Genomic DNA, 16459 nt, shown 5'->3' on the forward strand with positions numbered 1-16459 from the left:
CGGTCAGCCCTTGAACCAGCCGGAAGGGGCCGGCCGCAGGTTCTGGTAGATGTGCTTGGCCTCCTGGTACTCGCGCAGCCCGGTGGGTCCCAGCTCCCGGCCGATACCGGAGCGGCCGAAGCCGCCCCACTCCGCCTGGGGCAGGTAGGGGTGGAAGTCGTTGATCCAGACGGTGCCGTGCCGCAGCCGTCCGGCGACCCGCTGGGCGCGGGACGCGTCGCTCGTCCAGACGCCTCCGGCCAGCCCGTACCGCGTGTCGTTGGCGAGTTCCACGGCCTCGTCCTCGGTGCGGAAGCGTTCCACCGTGACGACCGGCCCGAAGACCTCCTCCTGCACGATGCGCATGGAGCGGTCGCAGTCGGCATAGATCGTGGGCAGCAGGAAGAAGCCGCGGGAGAGTTCCGGGTCGTCCGGCCGGGTGCCGCCGCAGACCAGGCGGGCGCCCTCGTCGCGGGCGATCTCCAGGTAGCTCTCCACCTTCGCGCGGTGCTCCGCCGAGCTGAGCGGCCCGCTCTCGGTCGCCGGGTCGAGGCCGCTGCCCAGCCGGATGGTCCGCGCGCGGGCGGCCAGCCGCTCCACGAACCGGTCGTGCAGCTCGTCCTGCACGATCAGCCGCGAACCGGCCGAGCAGACCTGTCCCGAGTGCAGGAACGAGGCGTCGAGCGCGTAGTCGAGGGCGGCGTCGAAGTCGCAGTCGGCGAAGACCAGGTTGGGGTTCTTGCCGCCCAGCTCCAGCGCGAGGTTCTTCACGCCCGGCGCGCACGCCTCCATGATCCGGCGTCCGGTGGCCAGACCGCCGGTGAAGGAGACCAGGTCCACGTCCTCGTGGGCGGACATCGCCGCGCCCACGGTGGATCCGGGGCCGAGTACCAGGTTGGCGACGCCGGGCGGGGCCCCCGCCTCGGCGATCAGGCGGACCATGTGGATCGTGGACAGCGGGGTTGTCTCGCTGGGCTTGAGCACGAAGGTGTTGCCCGCGGCCAGGGCCGGGGCGACCTTCCAGGACGCCTGGAGCATCGGGTAGTTCCACGGCGCGATCAGCGCGCAGACCCCGATGGGCTGGTAGACGACCCGGCTGAGCACGTCGGGGCCCACGTCCACGATCCGGCCGCCGTCCTTGTCGGCGATCTCGGCGAAGTAGCGGAACGCGTTGGAGACGTCCTCCACGTCGATCCGCGCCTCTTTGAGGGTCTTGCCGGTGTCCAGCGACTCGACGTGGGCGATCTCCTCCTGGTCGCGCAGCAGGAACCGCGCCACCCTGAGCAGCACGTCGGCCCGCTCGCGGGTGGGCGCCGACGACCAGTCGCCCCGGTCGAAGGCCCGCCGGGCGGCCCGTACGGCGAGGTCGACGTCGGCCTCGTCCGCCTCGTCGACCTGCTGCACGACGGACGCGTCGAACGGGTTGACCACGTCCCGCCGCGCCCCGCCCACGGCGCCGGTCCACTCCCCGTCGACGAACAGTTCCGACATCGCGGCTCCCTCGCTCTCGTACCCGGTCCGGTGCCGCACCGCCTCACCGGCACGGCACACGCCGCCCACCAACATCGTCCGTACGGCTCGCATCGGCCGCGTGGACGCACCGGGGGAGGGAGGGGCGGGCGGGGATCAGACCTGGTTGGGCTAGAGAGAGGGGGGCCGGGGCGGCCGTCGGGCACCCGGCCGCAGTGCTCGGCGATCACCTCGGGACCTCCCCGGCGCCACCGGCCAGTGCCGCGGCGCCACGCGCAGGCCCCCGTGGTCCGGGAACCGCGCCGCGGTCCCGGTCAGCAGCGTCGCGGGCCGGTCGTCATCGTGCCCCCTCGAGTGAGGCGACGTTCCGGGTCACCCAGGCGGCGATGGAGCGGATGGGCGATCCGGGCGTGAAGAGTGCGGCCACGCCCATCTCGCGCAGCACCGGGATGTCGGCCTCCGGGATGATCCCGCCGCCGAAGACGGTGATGTCCCGGGCGCCGGCCTCGTCGAGGAGCCTGAGGACCTCGGCGAAGAGCGTCATGTGGGCGCCGGAGAGCACCGACAGGCCGATGCCGGAGGCATCCTCCTGGACGGCGGTGTCCACGATCTGGCGCGGGGTCTGGTGCAGGCCCGTGTAGATGACCTCGACGCCCGCGTCCCGCAAGGCGCGAGCGATGACCTTCGCTCCTCGGTCGTGCCCGTCGAGGCCGGGCTTGGCGATCACGACCCGGATCGGCGTGTCCATCGGATTCCCCCTGTCTTCTGTTGTGCGGTGCGATGCCTCAGGTGGTCACGGGGCGGTAGGTGCCCCAGATCTCGCGGAGCGCGTTGCAGACCTCGCCCACGGTGGCGCGGGCCCTGAGTGCGTCCTTCATCGGGTAGAGGACGTTGTCCTCGCCCTCGGCGGCCTTTCTCAGCGCGGCCAGGGCCGTGTCGACGGCCTGCTGGTCGCGTTCGGCGCGGAGCGTGGCGAGTCGTTCGGCCTGCCGGGCCTCGATGGCCGGGTCCACGCGCAGCGGCTCGTACGGTTCCTCGACGTCGATGGTGTGCCGGTTGACGCCGACGACGACGCGCTCGCCGGAGTCGGTCGCCTGGGCGATCCGGTAGGCGGAGCGCTCGATCTCGTCCTTCTGGAAGCCGTGCTCGATGGCGTTGACCGCGCCTCCCATCTCCTCCACCTTGGCCATCAGTTCCAGGACCGCGGTCTCGATGTCGTCGGTCATCTTCTCGACGGCGTACGAGCCGGCGAAGGGGTCCACGGTCGCCGTCACGTCGGTCTCGTGGGCCAGGACCTGCTGGGTGCGCAGCGCCAGGCGCGCCGACTTGTCGGTGGGCAGCGCGATGGCCTCGTCGAAGGAGTTGGTGTGCAGTGACTGGGTGCCGCCGAGGACCGCGGCGAGTCCCTGCACGGCGACGCGGACCAGGTTGACCTCGGGCTGCTGCGCGGTCAGCTGCACCCCGGCCGTCTGGGTGTGGAAGCGCAGCATCAGCGACTTGGGGTTGCGCGCGCCGAACTCGTCGCGCATCACCCGCGCCCAGATCCGGCGGGCCGCACGGAACTTGGCGACCTCTTCCAGGATCGTCGTACGCGCCACGAAGAAGAACGACAGGCGGGGCGCGAAGTCGTCCACGTCCATGCCGGCCGCGACCGCCGTGCGCACGTACTCGATGCCGTCCGCCAGGGTGAACGCGATCTCCTGCACCGGCGAGGCACCCGCCTCGGCCATGTGGTAGCCGGAGATCGAGATGGTGTTCCACTTCGGGATCTCGGCCCGGCAGTACTTGAAGATGTCCGCGATCAGCCGCAGCGACGGCTTGGGCGGGAAGATGTACGTCCCGCGCGCGATGTACTCCTTGAGCACGTCGTTCTGGATCGTGCCGGTGAGCCGGTCCGCGCTCACCCCCTGCTCCTCCGCCACCAGTTGGTACAGCAGGAGCAGCAGCGCGGCCGGCGCGTTGATCGTCATCGACGTCGAGACCTTGTCCAGCGGAATGCCGGCGAACAGCACCCGCATGTCGTCGACCGAGTCGATCGCCACACCGACCTTGCCGACCTCGCCGTGCGCGAGGGGCGCGTCGGAGTCGTGGCCCATTTGGGTGGGCAGGTCGAAGGCCACCGACAGACCCATGGTCCCGCTGGCGATCAGCTGCTTGTACCGGGCGTTGGACTCGGTGGCCGTGCCGAAACCCGCGTACTGGCGCATCGTCCACGGCCGACCGGTGTACATCGACGGGTACACACCCCGGGTGAAGGGGTACCTCCCCGGTTCACCCAGCTTCTCCGCGGGCTCCCACCCCGCCAGGGCGTCCGGCCCGTAGACCGGCTCGATGGGCAGTCCCGACTCCGACTCGCGCGACATACGTGATTCCCCGTCCGCTACCGACTGTCTGCTGGCCGTGCCCGGGTCAGGACCGGACATCGAGGACGTACTTGCCCGTGGACGCCCGCGTCTCCAGGAGTTCGTGCGCGCGTACCGCGTCGGCCAGCGGCAACACGGTCACGTCCACGCGGACGCTGCCCCGGGCGACCTCCGTCAGAGACCGCTCCAGGTGGGCGCGGAGCAGCTGCGGGGCGCGGCCGGCGACGCCGCCCAGGTTGTATCCGGCGAGGGAACTGTTGGTGTACCAGGGGTGGTTGCCCTCGAAGGTGACGTCCTCGGCCGCCGCGTTGCCGAAGATGACGTGCCGGCCGAAGGCGGCCAGGAGCCCGGTCACGGACGACCGGAACGAGCCACCGACGGAGTCCAGGACCAGGTCCGCGCCCGCGCCGCCGGTGCGCTCGGCGACCTCCTTCTCCAGCTCTTCGTACGACACGACGCTGTCGTAGCCGAAGCCGCGTGCGTAGTCCGCCTTCGCGGGGGAGCTCGTCACGCCGATGACCGTGCCCGCGCCGAGCGAGCGGGCCAGTTGCGCCGCGGCCGTACCGACGCCGCCCGCCGCGGCGAGGACGACCACGGTCTCCCCCGTGGCGAGGTGCCCGGCGGAGGTGAGCACACCGAGGGCCGTGGTGACGTTGCACAGGGCGCCGGCCGCGACGGCTCCGTCCAGGCCGGCGAGCTGCCCGTCGAGGCGGATGACGTGCTCGGCGCCGACGGCGACCACCTCGGCGTTGCCGCCACCGCCCAGGGTGAGCGCGGCGACCCGCTCGCCGGGCTGGAAGCCGGTGACGCCTTCGCCCACGGCGCGCACCGTGCCGACCGCCTCGAGGCCGGGGAAGTGCGGCAGGCCGACCGGGAACTGGCCCCGACGGAACATCACTTCGGCGAAGTTCACGCCCGCGTACTGGACGTCGACGGTGATCTGGCCGGCCTCGGGGGCGGGCGCGTCGACTTCACCGACGGTGAGGACGGACGGGGCGCCGAAGGAGTCGAAGCGGACGGTGCGCATGCGACTGCCGGAGGCCGTGGGGGTCGGGGCGGTGTTCGTCATCGGATTCCCGTCTGGCTGAGGTGGGTGGTGGGGCCGTGGCCGGTGAGCAACCGGGTGTCGTCCGGGCAGAGGCCGCCGACCATGCGGAGGGAGGCCGCCATGCCGGCGGGGCTCGCGGTCGGGGCGTCCGCGCGTCCGGGGCCGTCGGCGAGCAGGGTGTCGCCGGTGGCGAGCAGGGGGGCGTCACCGCTGTCGAAGCGGAACATCACCGAGCCGCTGGTGTGGCCCGGGGTGTGCAGCACCGTGACGGTGCCGGCGGAGAAGGTCAGTTCACCGCCCTGTTCGGGGAGTTCGCGGACCTCGTCGGGCTCCTGGTCGGGGTGGCCGACGAGCAGCTCGCGGGGGAACGAGTCGGGCAGCCCCTTGGCGGGAGCGCCGAGTTGGTAGCGGTCGGCCGGGTGGATCCAGGCCGGGACGCCGTAGTGCCGGGCGAGCGGCACGGCGTCCCAGGTGTGGTCCATGTGGCCGTGCGTGATCAGGATGGCCTCGGGTTCGAGGCGGTGGGCGCGGACGGCCTCGAGGACCGCCTCGCGGGAGTCGTGTCCGGGGTCGACGACGAGGCAGGGATGTCCCGGTCCCGCGGCGACGATGTGGACGTTCGTTCCGAACTTGCCGGTGGCGGCGGACAGCACGAGCATGCCGAGACTCTGACTGAGTCTTCGGTCATATGTCAATCGTCATAGGTGTCACAGAACCCTGGCTCAAGTCTGCCCTATAGTGGCGTCGGCCGTCCGCCGCCCCCACTCGGGGACCGGCCTCGGCCGCCCGTACATCCGTTGTCCCAACAGGGGGTTCGTCCGTGAAGGCCATCGCCGTCCAGCGCTACGGAGGACCGGAGGTCCTGGAACTCATGGACCTCCCCGAGCCGCGCCTCGGCCCGGACGTCGTCCTCGTCCGGGTGCGGTACGCGGGCGTCAACCCCGCCGACTGGAAGATCCGTGAGGGCTACATCGACGACTGGTTCGAGTCCCACTTCCCCATGGTGATGGGGTGCGACCTGTCCGGCGTGGTCGAACGGACCGGTCTCGGCGTCACCGAATTCGCCCCCGGCGACGAGGTGGTCGGCTACGTCCGCGCCGACCACATGCAGCGCGGGACGTACGGCGAACTCGTGGCCGCCCCCGTCCGGACCCTCGCGCACGCGCCGCGCTCCCTCGACGCGCGGGAGGCTGCCGGGCTGCCGGCCGCCGGCCTCACCGCGTACCAGGCGCTCCGCCGCCACCTGGGGATCGCCGCCGGCGACGTGCTGCTCGTCCACGCGGCGGCCGGCGGGGTCGGCTCGCTCGCCGTCCAGATCGGCCGCGCCCTCGGAGCCCGCGTCATCGGTACGGCCTCCGAGCGCAATCACGACTTCCTCCGGTCGCTCGGCGCGGAGCCGGTGACCTACGGCCCGGGGCTCGCCGACCGGGTGCGCGCGCTGGCCCCGGACGGTGTCGACGCCGTCTTCGACCTCATGGGCGGGGACACCCTCGCCGGTTCGCCGGCGTTGCTGCGACCGGGCGGGCGGCTCGCCTCCATCTCCGGTGACGTGACGGGCCTCGGCGGACGCTACGTCTTCGTCCGCCCCGACCCGCGTGATCTGGCCGAGCTGGTGGCGATGGCGGACCGCGGCGAGGTGCGGGTCCACGTGAGCGCCGAGTTCCCGCTCGCCGACGCGGCCCGGGCCCATGAACTCGTGCAGACCGGTCATGTGCGCGGCAAGGTCGTCCTCGCGGTCGAAACGACCTGACCGGCGCGCCCCGCCGACCGAAAGAAGGCCGCCCCCGACCGGGGGCGGCCTTCTCGTGTGTCCGGCGGCCTCGCGCCGGGCTGCCCGGCGGCGTCGCGGCCGGTCTTCAGCCAGTCTTCAGCGGCTCTCAAGCCGACCACACGCAAGGCCTTGGCCGACTGCCCCGTCGTTCGCAGATGAAACCCCAGAGGCGGCTGTGAAGGTTGATTCATGCCCCCCAGGGGCCCGCCGAAACAGACCCACGGACGAACGGAACCGGGCATGACCCTTGCTGAGCAGGAGCCGGCGGAAGCGGCCCCGGCCGCGGCCGAACTCGCCTACCAGCGGCCCATGGACCGTGTCCTGGTGCACCGCCGGGCCGTCATGGAGGTCTTCGTCACCGATGCCGTACGGCGCGGCGGCGACGCCTTCGCCGTGGCGGTCCAGGCGCCCCGCGCGCACAGCTACTACAACGACCACACGCAACGGCCCGCCCTGCTCGACCCGCTGTTCCTCCTGGAGGCCGCCCGCCAGGCGGTCACCGTCGTGGCGCACCAGTGGCTGGACGTCGCCTACGACACCTCCTTCCTGATCAGCGACTGGACCACCGAGTTCACCGATCTCGAGGCGCTGCGGGCCCGCGGCGACGCCCCGGACGAACTCGTCGTCGAGGTCACCGCACGCGACCTCAAGCGGCGCGGCACCAGGCTGCTGGCCGCCACCCTCGAGTGCGTGTTCCTGGTGGGCGGCCGGCGGGCCGGGACGAGCGTCGTCGTGGCCGGATACCTCAGCCGCGACGGCTACACCGCCCACCGCGCCAAGAGCCGCGGCTCCGTCCCGCCGCTCTCCTCCGACATGCCGTCCACCCGCACCGGTTCGCCCGTCGAGCCCGCCCTGGTGGGCCGCGAGCGGACGGAGAACGTCGTCCTCACCGACGCGGCACGGCACCCCGACGGCACGACCGCACTGCGCGCGGTGCTCGACGTCCCGGTGCGGCACGCGGCCATGTACGACCACCCCCTGGACCACGTACCGGCGATGGCCCTGATGGAGGCGGCGCGCCAAGCCGCGGTCCTCGCCTCGGGCGGACCCGGAGAACGGCGCTACGCCCGCGCCTTCGGCGCCACGTTCCACCGCTTCGTGGAGTTGGACAGCCCGGTCACGGTCTCCGTCACGCCCTCCGGCGGCGAGCGCCTCACCGTCGACTTCCGGCAGGACGGGGAGTCGGTCTGCACGGCCGGCGTCGAGGTCGCGGCCCTTCCGGTCTCCGACACGGACGGCAGGTGACGGTCCGTGCGACTGGACGCACCCCTGGGCCTGTCGGCGACGGCCTGGTACCCGGACGGCATCCAGACGACCGAAGAGGCCGTGGCCGCAGGTGACATCGACGCCCGGACCGCCCGCGAACTCGGCTACACCTCACTGCCGGTCAGCGAGGACACCGCGCCGCCGGACATGGCCGTCCAGGCCGCGAACCGGCTCTTCACGCTCTCCGGCGCCCGCCCCGACGCGCTCTCCCTGGTGCTGCACGCGAGCGTCCACCATCAGGGCCACGACGCCTGGTCCGCCCCGCACTACATCGCCCGCCGGATCGGCGCCGAACACGCCGTACCGATCGGGCTGCTCCAGCAGTGCAACGGCGGTGCCATCGGCATCGAACTGGCCGCGAGCCGGCTCCAGGGCGACCCGTCCGCCGGTCCCGCCCTGGTCACGACCGCCGACCGCTTCCTGATGCCGAGCTGGCACCGCTGGCTCAGCGACTACGGGATGGCGGCCGGAGACGCGGCCACCGCCGTTCTCGTCCACCGCACCGCCCCCGCGACGGAACCCGGGTCGGCGCACGCCTTCCCTCCCGACCTGCTGCTGCACTCGCTGGCCACCCGGACGGCCGCCGAACTGGAGGTGATGCACCGTGGCGACGACGAACTCAACGCGACGCCGATGGGGCACAGCCCGATGATCGACGTGCGGCGCACCAAGCGTGCCTTCATCAAGGCGCACGGCGTCGAGTTCTTCGTGGAGACGGCCGCCGACCGCATCCGTGCCGTCGTCGGGGAGGCGCTGTCCGACGCCGGACTCACCGGCGACGATTCGCGGCTGCACCACGCCGTGATCCCCCGCCTGGGCACCAAGGCGATGAACGAGGCCTACCTGCCACCGCTGAAGGACGTCACCTCCGCGGAGGTGCTCGACCTGGGCCGGGCCACCGGGCACGTGGGCGCCGGCGACCTGAACGCGTCCCTCGCCGACCTGGCCCGCTCGGACCTGCTCAGACCCGGTGCATACGCCCTCGTGCTCAACGGCGGCGGCGGATTCACCTTCACCGCGGCCGTGGTCAGCAAGCGCTGACCCGCCGCACCCGTACCGCTTCACTCCACCACATCCCGATACTCCCAAGGAGAACCACCATGTCCGCGTTCCAGGACCGTCTCTTCGCCCTCGTCTCCGAGAAGCTCGGCATGACCCCCGAGGAACTCGACACCACCTCCACCTTCGACCGGCTCGACCTGGACTCGCTCGCGCTGATCGAGCTGAGCGTCATCGTCCAGAAGGAGTTCGGGGTCCAGATCGACGAAACGGCGCTGACCTCGGAGAACACTTTCGCCGACATCCTCGCCGAGATCGACGGCAAGGTCGCGGTGGCCTGATGACCGGCATACCGACCCAGCGCCCGGGCGGGCGCACGAAACGCTTCGACGTGGCGGTCACCGGCGTCGGGCTGGTCACGCCGGCCGGCCTCGGCGTCGAGGCCAACTTCGCGCGGGTCTGGTCGGGTGAGTCCACCGCGGCCACCGACCCCGGCCTCGCCGGTCTGCCCGTCGACTTCGCCTGCCGCGTACCGGACTTCGACGCGGGCGCCCTCCTCGGGAGGCGCAGCGCCGTCCGCATGGACCCGATCAGCCACTTCGGCGTGGTCGCCGCCCGGCAGGCCGTCGAGGACGCCGGTCTCGACCCGACCGCGTGGGACGGGCCCCGCGTCGGGGTCGTGGTCGGCACCTCGCTCGGTGGCTGGTCCACCGTCGAACGCGAGAAGGGCAACCACCTCGCCGACGGCCCCGAGTTCGTCTCGCCGCTGCTCATGGTGATGGGCCCGGTCAACATGACCGCCGGCTACATCGCCATGGACCTCAAGGCACTCGGCCCCAACCAGGTCGTGTCGACCGCGTGCGCCTCCGGCAACACGGCGATCGGGTACGCCCGCTCGCTCCTGGAGTCCGGCGTCTGCGACATCGTCCTGGCCGGCGGTGCCGAGGCCGCGATGTCCCCGACCGCCATGGCCAGCCTCGCCCGGGCGGGTGCGCTGTCCACCCGGCGGGACGACCCGGCGTCCGCCTCCCGCCCCTTCGACGCCGAGCGCGACGGATTCGTCGCCGGCGAGGGCGCGGCGATGCTCGTCCTGGAGCGGGTCGAGGACGCGCGGGCGCGCGGCGCCCGCACGAGAGCGCTGGTCTCCGGCTTCGGCGCCTCCGCCGACGGCCACCACGCGTCGGCGCCCGACCCGACCGGCGGCGGCGCCGAGCGGGCCATCCGGGCGGCGCTCGCCGACGCCCTGGTCGACACCTCCGAGGTCGACCACGTCAACGCGCACGGCACGTCGACCCCGCTCAACGACATCACCGAGGCCGGGATGCTCCGCCGGGTCTTCGGCGAGAAGCCCGCCGTCACCTCCACCAAGGGGGTCGTCGGCCATCTGCTGGGCGCCGCCGGAGCCGCCGAGGCGGTGTACACGGTGCTCGCCGTGGAGCGGCGCCTGGTTCCGCCGACGGCCAACCTGAGCAGCCTGGACCCGGGCATCGGGGTGGACGTGGTGGCCAAGGAGGCCCGGCCGATGGAGATCGGCGCTGCGGTGAACGACTCGTTCGGCTTCGGCGGTCAGAACGCCGTGATCGTGGTGACGCCGGCATGACGGGTACTCCCGGCCCCTCGAGCCGCTCCGTCCTCGTCACCGGCGGCAACCGCGGCATCGGCCTGGCCGTCGCCCGGTCGCTGGCCGCGCGCGGCGACCGGGTGGCCGTCACCCACCGCACCGGCGAGCCTCCCGAGGGGCTGCTGGGGGTGCGCTGCGACGTCACCGACGAGGCCCAGGTGGAACGCGCCTTCAAGGAGGTCGCGGCCGCCCAGGGCACGGTGGAGGTGCTCGTCGCCAACGCCGGCATCACCCGGGACGGACTGCTGCTCGCCCTGGACGACGACGACGTCGACGCCGTCCTCGACACCAACCTGCGGTCGGTCATCCGGGTCGCCAGGCACGCCGCCCGGGGCATGCTCGGCGGGCGCTGGGGCCGGCTCGTGCTGATCTCCTCGGCCGTGGCGTTCACCGGCTCGCCGGGCCAGACGAACTACACCGCCGCCAAGGCCGGCCTGGTCGGTCTCGCCCGCTCCCTCGCCTGGGAGCTCGGCAGCCGCTCCATCACCGTCAACGTCGTCGCCCCCGGGCTCGTCCAGACGGACATGCTGCGCGACGTACGGCCGGCCCGCATGGACCAGTACCTGGCGATGACGCCGCTGGGCCGGGCCGGCACCGCCGACGAAGTGGCCGCCGCCGTGCGGTTCCTCACCGGCGAGGAGGCGTCGTACATCACCGGCGCCGTGCTGCCGGTCAGCGGTGGGCTCGGTATGGGGCACTGAGGCCCCACGCCGCACGCGTCCACCACCACTCACGTAGCGCAGGAAAGGTGAACCATGCCCGTCGGTGTCCTGTCGATCGGCTCCCACACACCCGACAAGGTGATCGACAACCAGCAGATCAGTGCCTGGACGGGGATGCCCGAGTCCTGGGTGAGCGAACGGACCGGCGTCCTCACGCGGCGGTACGCCGAGCCCGGCACGGCCACGTCCGACCTCGCCCTGCACGCGGCCCGGGAGGCGCTGGACGGCGTCTCGGACGAGGTCCGCGAACGGCTCGGCGCGCTGGTCGTGGCCACCAGCACCCCGGACGTGCCGCAGCCGTCGACCGCGGCGATCCTCCAGCACAAGCTGGGCCTCTCCATCCTGCCCGCCTTCGACATCAACGCCGTCTGCAGCGGCTTCCTCTACGGCCTCTCGGTCGCCGAAGGGCTGCTGAAGGCGGGCCGGCACGGCGAGTACGTGCTGCTGGTCGGCGCCGACATGTTCTCCACGATCATGGACAGGACCGACCGGCGCACCGTGAGCCTCTTCGGGGACGGCGCGGGCGCGGTCCTGCTCGGTGAGGTGCCCGAGGGCTACGGCCTGCAGTCGGTGCGCCTGGTCACCGACGGGGAGTTCCACCACTACGTGGGCGTGGAGGGCGGCGGTACCCGGACGCCGCTCGACGCCGAGGCCCGCGAGGCCGGCAAGCACTACTTCCGGATGGACGGCCGCGCGGTGCGTGACTACGCCCTCTCGGTGCTGGCCAAGCTGACCGCCATGACGCTCGACGACTGCGGGCTCGCCCTGGAGGACGTCGACCGGTTCGTCTTCCACCAGGCCAACACCAGGCTTCTGGAGACCTTCGTGGCGGACGCGGGCATCGACCCGGACCGTGTCGCGTACACCGCGCCGCACCTGGGCAACACGGTCGCCGCCTCGGTGCCGCTCACCCTGCACGCCACGCACCGCGAGCGCCCGCTGCGGCGCGGTGAACGGGTCCTGATGGCGTCCGTCGGTGGCGGCATGACCGCGGGCGCGGCACTCCTGACCTGGTACTGACGGCCCGACCCCCACACGCACACCACACGCAGCATCGGATGGAGAAGCATGAGGCTCGACGGACAGACGGCCGTCATCACCGGCGGCACGCGGGGCCTGGGGCGGGCGATCGCCGAGGCCTTCCTCGCGGAGGGGGCGTCGGTCGTGGTCGCCGCGCGCAACCCGTACGACATCAAGGAACTCGCCGACGACCACGAGGGCCGGCTCCTCTTCCACCACACCGACGTCACCGACGAGACCTCGGTGGCCGAGCTGACCGCCGCCGCGGTCGAGACGTTCGGCGGTGTCGACGTCCTCGTCAACAACGCCGGGGTCAGCCGCGACGGCAAGATCGCCCGGCTGTCGGTGACGGACTGGAACACCACGCTCGCCACCAACCTGACCGGTGTCTTCCTCTGCACCCGCGCGGTGATCGGCCCCATGGTCGCCCGTCGCGAGACGACCGGCGTCGGCGGCCGCATCATCAACGTGTCGTCCTGCGTCGCCGGCCGGGCGGCGATCGGCGCCGCCGCCTACAGCGCGAGCAAGGCCGCCGTGGAGATGTTCACCCGGACCTCCGCCGCCGAACTCGCCCCCAAGGGCATCACCGTCAACTGCCTCTCGCCCGGCTACATCGACGAGGGCATGGGCAAGGAGCTGGCCTCCAACGAGCGCGCTTGGGAGAGCTACCGCGGCCGACTGCTCTCCGGGCGCCTCGGCCGTCCCTCCGAGATCGGGGCGACCGCCGTGTTCCTCGCCTCGCAGGACAGCTCGTACGTCAACGGCAGCGTGGTCGAGGTCAACGGAGGTCTGATGTGGGCGGCCTGACGGACGCGCGGGCCGGCCGGCCCGTCCTCGTCGTCGGCGCCGGCCCCGTCGGCCTCGTCGTCGCCTGCGAACTGCTCCAGCAGGGCATCCCGGTACGCGTCGTGGATGCCGGCCGCGGACGCACCGCGCACTCCCGCGCGAACGTCATCTGGCCGCGCAACCTCGAACTGCTCGACCGGATCGGGGTCACCGAGGAGCTGCTCGACACCGGGCACCGCCTGGCGGGCACCGCCTTCTACTCGCGTGGCCGCCGCCTGGCGACCGCGTGGATGAGCAAACTGCCCGACTCCCCCTACCCGTTCGCGCTCACCCTCTCGCAGAACGACACCGAGGCGGTGCTGCGCCGGCGGCTCGCCGCGCTCGGCGGACAGGTCGAGCAGGGTGTCCGGCTGACCGCCCTCCACAACGCGGCGGACGGTCCCGCCGTCAAGCTGGAGCACGAGGACGGCCGGACCGAGGAACTGGAGCCGGGCCGGCTCGTCGGCGCGGACGGCGCGCACAGCACCGTCCGCAAGGAGCTGGGCATCGGCTACGACGGACCGCCGGTCGACGTGTCGTTCGCGATCACCGACGCCCGGCTGACCACCACGCTCTCCGAGGACCTGTCGCACTACTGCTACGCGCCGAGCGGCGCCATGGTGCTCGGCCCGATGGGGGACGGCGTCCACCGCATCGCACTGAGCGTGCCGCACGACGCGTACGACGAGGACAACCCGCCGCCCCGCGAGATGTTCCAGCAGGTCGTCGACGACCGCGCGGCGGGCCGCAGCCGCGTCGAGGAGCTGCTGTGGAGCGGGTCCTTCAGGGTACGGGTCCGGATCGCCTCCGCCTTCCGTGACGGCCGCTGCTTCCTCGTGGGCGACGCCGCCCATGTGATCAGCCCGGCGGGCGGGCAGGGCATGAACACCGGCATGCAGGACGCGTTCAACCTGGCGTGGAAGCTGTCCGGTGTCCTCCGGGGGGAGTTCGGCGAGCCGATCCTCGACTCGTACGACTCCGAACGCCGCGCCGTCTCCCACGAGGTGGCCCGTTCGACGGCGCTGCTGACCAAGGCGGGCCTGGTCAACACGCCCGCGAAGGTGGCGCTGCGGGACGCGGCGTTCACGGCCGCCGACCGGACCGGTCTCTTCCAGCGCAGGCTCGCCCCGCAGCTGAGCCAGACGGCCGTCAGCTACGACGGCGACCGCCATCCCCGACTGCCGCTGAGGGTCTCGTCCGGCCCGCAGGCGGCACCGCGTCCGGACAGCGGCGGCTGGCCCACGATCGACCGGGACCGGCACACCGTGCTGCTGTGGCCCGGCACCCGGACCCCGCCCGCTGACTGGCGGGGGACCCGCGACCGGATCCGCCGCAAGCTTCCCGGGGGAACGCCGGTACTCGATCTGACCCGTGCCGTTCCCCCGGGTCTGGCCCGGGCGCTCGGCCCGGGGCCCGCCGTGGCGGTCGTGCGCCCCGACGGCCATCTGCTCGCACGGGTCGGCGCCGAAGGAAACCAGGACATCACGCGACTGCTCACCCGAGCGGCACACCTCAGGAGCCGGTCTTGACCACGTCCCCAGCCCTCCCTCCCCTCACCACCGACCCTTCCCGCCCGGTGGTGGCGTTCTTCGACGCCGACGAGACGCTCATCGCCATGAAGACGCCGTTCTCGCTGCTGCGGTATCGGATGAAGCGGGAGGGAGACGTCACCGGCGCCGCGTACGAGCGGCTGGTGGAGCCGCTGCGACGGCTGGCGGCGACGGGGGTGACACCGGTCGAGGTCGTGTCCAAGTTCTACGAGCTGTACGCCGGGGTCCCCTGGGACGACGTGGTCTCCGAGGCGCGGGAGTGGTACGCGCATCTGCGCGAGCGCGGGGCACCGTTCATCGAGCCGACGATCGCCCGCCTGCGCCGTCACCAGGAGGCGGGCCACCACATCGTGGTCGTCTCCGGCTCCTGGCCGGCGACGCTCCATCCGATCACCGACGAACTGGGCGTCGACCTGGTCCTGTGCACGGAGCCGGAACTGGACGCGGACCGGCGGATGACGGGTGCGATCCGGCACGCGATGTTCGGCCCGGCGAAGGCGGACGCGGTCCGGGAGGCGCTGGCGAAGTTCGGCGCGGACCCCGCCGACTGCCACGCGTACGGCGACGACCCGGGGGACCTGACCATGCTGAGCATGGTGGGCCACCCGGCGGTCGTCGGCGCGCATCCGCGGATGACGGCCCACGCGGCCGAGAAGGGCTGGCCGGTCGTCCCGGCCACCCTGACGGCCGGGACGCGCCGCCAGCCGGTGTAGTCGCCGGGCGGGCACGAAGGGGCGCCTCGGACAGGGCGCCCCTTCGGCACTGCGCCGGGGAGGGGTGTCAGCGGGCGCCGACCGCCTCCGGCAGGCCGGCGAGTTCGGCGAGGGCCTCCGGCGGGAGGTCCAGGGAGCCGGCCCGCACGTTGTCCTCCAGGTAGCGGCGGGTCTTGGTGCCGGGGATGACGCCCACGTGCTCGCCCTGGGCCAGCACCCAGGCGATCGCCACCTGCGCGACGGTCGCCCCGAGGCCGTCGGCGACGCGCCGCATCCGGTCGACGATGGCCTGGTTGGCGCTGATGGCCTCGGGCTGGAACCGCGGGATCCGGTGCCGGCCGTCGACCTCCGGCAGGTCCTGCGGGGTGCTGATCCGGCCGGACAGGAAGCCGCGGCCGAGCGGAGCGAACGCGATGAACGCGATGCCTTCACGCCCGCAGTACTCCACCACGCCGTCGTTCAGGGCCTCCCGGCTCCACAGCGACAGCTCGCTCTGCACGGAGGCGACCGGGTGGACCGCGTGCGCCCGGCCGATCTCCTCGACCGACGCCTCGGAGAGCCCGATCGTGCCGAGCTTGCCCTCCCCGACCAGTTCCGCGAGCGCGCCCCAGCTCTCCTCGACCGGCACCTCCGGGTCGATGCGGTGCAGCTGGTACAGGTCGATGTGGTCCACGCCGAGCCGCCGCAGGCTCGCGTCGACGGCGGCGCGCAGGTACTCCGGCCGGCCGTCCCGGTGGCTCTTGTAGGTGGCCGGGTCGTCCACGACGAGCCCGCCCTTCGTGGCGAGCAGCGCGTCGTCGCGACGGCCCCGCAGCGCCTTGCCGACCAGCACTTCGTTGGTGAACGGGCCGTACTGGTCGGCCGTGTCGACCAGGTCGGCGCCGAGGTCGAGCGCGTGCCGGATGACCGCGACGGACTCGCTCTCGTCCCGGCCCAGCTCGTCGTACCCCCACGACATGCCCATGCAGCCGATGCCGACGGCCGCGAACGTCCGCTGCGAGCCGCCCAGTTGGATCCTGCGCATGTTCGTGCGCACCTCTCTCCCGTTGTCCCCGTGGAGTCCTGCCCCGATTCCTGTGACAGGCCCTCGCCTTTATGCAGAACTCTGCCAT

At 72.6% G+C, this 16459-nt stretch carries 16 protein-coding genes; 10 read left to right on the forward strand and 6 right to left on the reverse strand.

The features are described 5' to 3' along the window. Positions 1-3: 3 nt before the first annotated feature. From ACGF3J_RS14190 to ACGF3J_RS14210, 5 genes are all read right to left on the reverse strand, one after another. Positions 4-1470 (reverse strand): aldehyde dehydrogenase family protein, encoded by a 1467-nt coding sequence (locus ACGF3J_RS14190; protein ID WP_161326223.1) that lies wholly within the window; start codon positions 1468-1470, stop codon positions 4-6. 316 nt (positions 1471-1786) lie between these two features. Next, positions 1787-2197, reverse strand: a complete 411-nt coding sequence (locus tag ACGF3J_RS14195; protein ID WP_161326222.1) for a cobalamin B12-binding domain-containing protein — start codon at positions 2195-2197, stop codon at positions 1787-1789. Between the two features lie 37 nt (positions 2198-2234). Continuing rightward, a complete protein-coding gene (locus ACGF3J_RS14200; RefSeq protein WP_393854164.1) occupies positions 2235-3812 on the reverse strand; it encodes a methylmalonyl-CoA mutase in 1578 nt (525 codons plus the stop codon). Positions 3813-3858: 46 nt separating this feature from the next. Then, positions 3859-4881, reverse strand: a complete 1023-nt coding sequence (locus ACGF3J_RS14205; RefSeq protein ID WP_202558226.1) for a zinc-binding dehydrogenase — start codon at positions 4879-4881, stop codon at positions 3859-3861. Next, positions 4878-5519, reverse strand: a complete 642-nt coding sequence (locus tag ACGF3J_RS14210; RefSeq protein WP_161329233.1) for an MBL fold metallo-hydrolase — start codon at positions 5517-5519, stop codon at positions 4878-4880. The genes ACGF3J_RS14205 and ACGF3J_RS14210 overlap by 4 nt, the downstream gene beginning before the upstream one ends. A gap of 161 nt (positions 5520-5680) precedes the next feature. Here ACGF3J_RS14210 and ACGF3J_RS14215 point away from each other — a divergent pair, with 161 nt between their 5' ends. The 10 genes from ACGF3J_RS14215 to ACGF3J_RS14260 all read left to right on the forward strand — a co-directional run bounded on the left by ACGF3J_RS14215 (position 5681) and on the right by ACGF3J_RS14260 (position 15347). Then, complete coding sequence (locus ACGF3J_RS14215) at positions 5681-6610, forward strand: NADP-dependent oxidoreductase (RefSeq protein WP_161329234.1); 930 nt, start codon at positions 5681-5683, stop codon at positions 6608-6610. Positions 6611-6871: 261 nt separating this feature from the next. Continuing rightward, the gene (locus ACGF3J_RS14220) at positions 6872-7876 is read left to right on the forward strand and encodes a ScbA/BarX family gamma-butyrolactone biosynthesis protein (RefSeq protein ID WP_393854165.1); all 1005 of its coding nucleotides are present in this window, start codon (positions 6872-6874) and stop codon (positions 7874-7876) included. Positions 7877-7882: 6 nt separating this feature from the next. After that, on the forward strand, positions 7883-8938 hold the full coding sequence (locus ACGF3J_RS14225) for a ketoacyl-ACP synthase III family protein (RefSeq protein WP_202558086.1): 1056 nt from the start codon (positions 7883-7885) through the stop codon (positions 8936-8938). Positions 8939-8997: 59 nt separating this feature from the next. Next, positions 8998-9237, forward strand: coding sequence for an acyl carrier protein (locus ACGF3J_RS14230; RefSeq protein WP_161328770.1), 240 nt, complete (start codon positions 8998-9000; stop codon positions 9235-9237). Then, the gene (locus tag ACGF3J_RS14235) at positions 9237-10496 is read left to right on the forward strand and encodes a beta-ketoacyl synthase (protein WP_161328771.1); all 1260 of its coding nucleotides are present in this window, start codon (positions 9237-9239) and stop codon (positions 10494-10496) included. The genes ACGF3J_RS14230 and ACGF3J_RS14235 overlap by 1 nt, the downstream gene beginning before the upstream one ends. Then, entirely contained in the window at positions 10493-11218 is a 726-nt protein-coding gene (gene fabG, locus ACGF3J_RS14240; protein ID WP_161328772.1) for a 3-oxoacyl-ACP reductase FabG, read from the forward strand. The genes ACGF3J_RS14235 and fabG overlap by 4 nt, the downstream gene beginning before the upstream one ends. A 54-nt stretch (positions 11219-11272) precedes the next feature. Beyond that, positions 11273-12259, forward strand: a complete 987-nt coding sequence (locus tag ACGF3J_RS14245; RefSeq protein WP_161328773.1) for a 3-oxoacyl-ACP synthase III family protein — start codon at positions 11273-11275, stop codon at positions 12257-12259. A 48-nt stretch (positions 12260-12307) separates the two neighbouring features. Next, complete coding sequence (locus ACGF3J_RS14250; RefSeq protein ID WP_161328774.1) at positions 12308-13066, forward strand: SDR family NAD(P)-dependent oxidoreductase; 759 nt, start codon at positions 12308-12310, stop codon at positions 13064-13066. Next, positions 13054-14613, forward strand: a complete 1560-nt coding sequence (locus tag ACGF3J_RS14255) for an FAD-dependent monooxygenase (RefSeq protein ID WP_161328775.1) — start codon at positions 13054-13056, stop codon at positions 14611-14613. The genes ACGF3J_RS14250 and ACGF3J_RS14255 overlap by 13 nt, the downstream gene beginning before the upstream one ends. Further along, complete coding sequence (locus tag ACGF3J_RS14260; protein WP_161328776.1) at positions 14610-15347, forward strand: HAD family phosphatase; 738 nt, start codon at positions 14610-14612, stop codon at positions 15345-15347. The genes ACGF3J_RS14255 and ACGF3J_RS14260 overlap by 4 nt, the downstream gene beginning before the upstream one ends. A gap of 67 nt (positions 15348-15414) precedes the next feature. Here ACGF3J_RS14260 and ACGF3J_RS14265 read toward each other — a convergent pair whose 3' ends face one another. Beyond that, positions 15415-16371, reverse strand: coding sequence for an aldo/keto reductase (locus ACGF3J_RS14265; RefSeq protein WP_161328777.1), 957 nt, complete (start codon positions 16369-16371; stop codon positions 15415-15417). Between the last annotated feature and the right edge of the window lie 88 nt (positions 16372-16459).

Source organism: Streptomyces sp. NPDC048171 (assembly GCF_043202655.1).
Classification (GTDB): domain Bacteria; phylum Actinomycetota; class Actinomycetes; order Streptomycetales; family Streptomycetaceae; genus Streptomyces.

Excerpts from the sequence above, each read along its gene's own strand:
- ACGF3J_RS14235 (WP_161328771.1), top strand. The coding sequence starts at position 9,237 with ATGACCGGCATACCGACCCAGCGCCCGGGCGGGCGCACGAAACGCTTC.
- ACGF3J_RS14230 (WP_161328770.1), top strand. The coding sequence starts at position 8,998 with ATGTCCGCGTTCCAGGACCGTCTCTTCGCCCTCGTCTCCGAGAAGCTC.
- ACGF3J_RS14195 (WP_161326222.1), bottom strand. The coding sequence starts at position 2,197 with ATGGACACGCCGATCCGGGTCGTGATCGCCAAGCCCGGCCTCGACGGG.
- ACGF3J_RS14190 (WP_161326223.1), bottom strand. The coding sequence starts at position 1,470 with ATGTCGGAACTGTTCGTCGACGGGGAGTGGACCGGCGCCGTGGGCGGG.
- ACGF3J_RS14265 (WP_161328777.1), bottom strand. The coding sequence starts at position 16,371 with ATGCGCAGGATCCAACTGGGCGGCTCGCAGCGGACGTTCGCGGCCGTC.
- ACGF3J_RS14250 (WP_161328774.1), top strand. The coding sequence starts at position 12,308 with ATGAGGCTCGACGGACAGACGGCCGTCATCACCGGCGGCACGCGGGGC.
- ACGF3J_RS14210 (WP_161329233.1), bottom strand. The coding sequence starts at position 5,519 with ATGCTCGTGCTGTCCGCCGCCACCGGCAAGTTCGGAACGAACGTCCAC.
- ACGF3J_RS14245 (WP_161328773.1), top strand. The coding sequence starts at position 11,273 with ATGCCCGTCGGTGTCCTGTCGATCGGCTCCCACACACCCGACAAGGTG.
- fabG (WP_161328772.1), top strand. The coding sequence starts at position 10,493 with ATGACGGGTACTCCCGGCCCCTCGAGCCGCTCCGTCCTCGTCACCGGC.
- ACGF3J_RS14200 (WP_393854164.1), bottom strand. The coding sequence starts at position 3,812 with ATGTCGCGCGAGTCGGAGTCGGGACTGCCCATCGAGCCGGTCTACGGG.
- ACGF3J_RS14220 (WP_393854165.1), top strand. The coding sequence starts at position 6,872 with ATGACCCTTGCTGAGCAGGAGCCGGCGGAAGCGGCCCCGGCCGCGGCC.
- ACGF3J_RS14205 (WP_202558226.1), bottom strand. The coding sequence starts at position 4,881 with ATGACGAACACCGCCCCGACCCCCACGGCCTCCGGCAGTCGCATGCGC.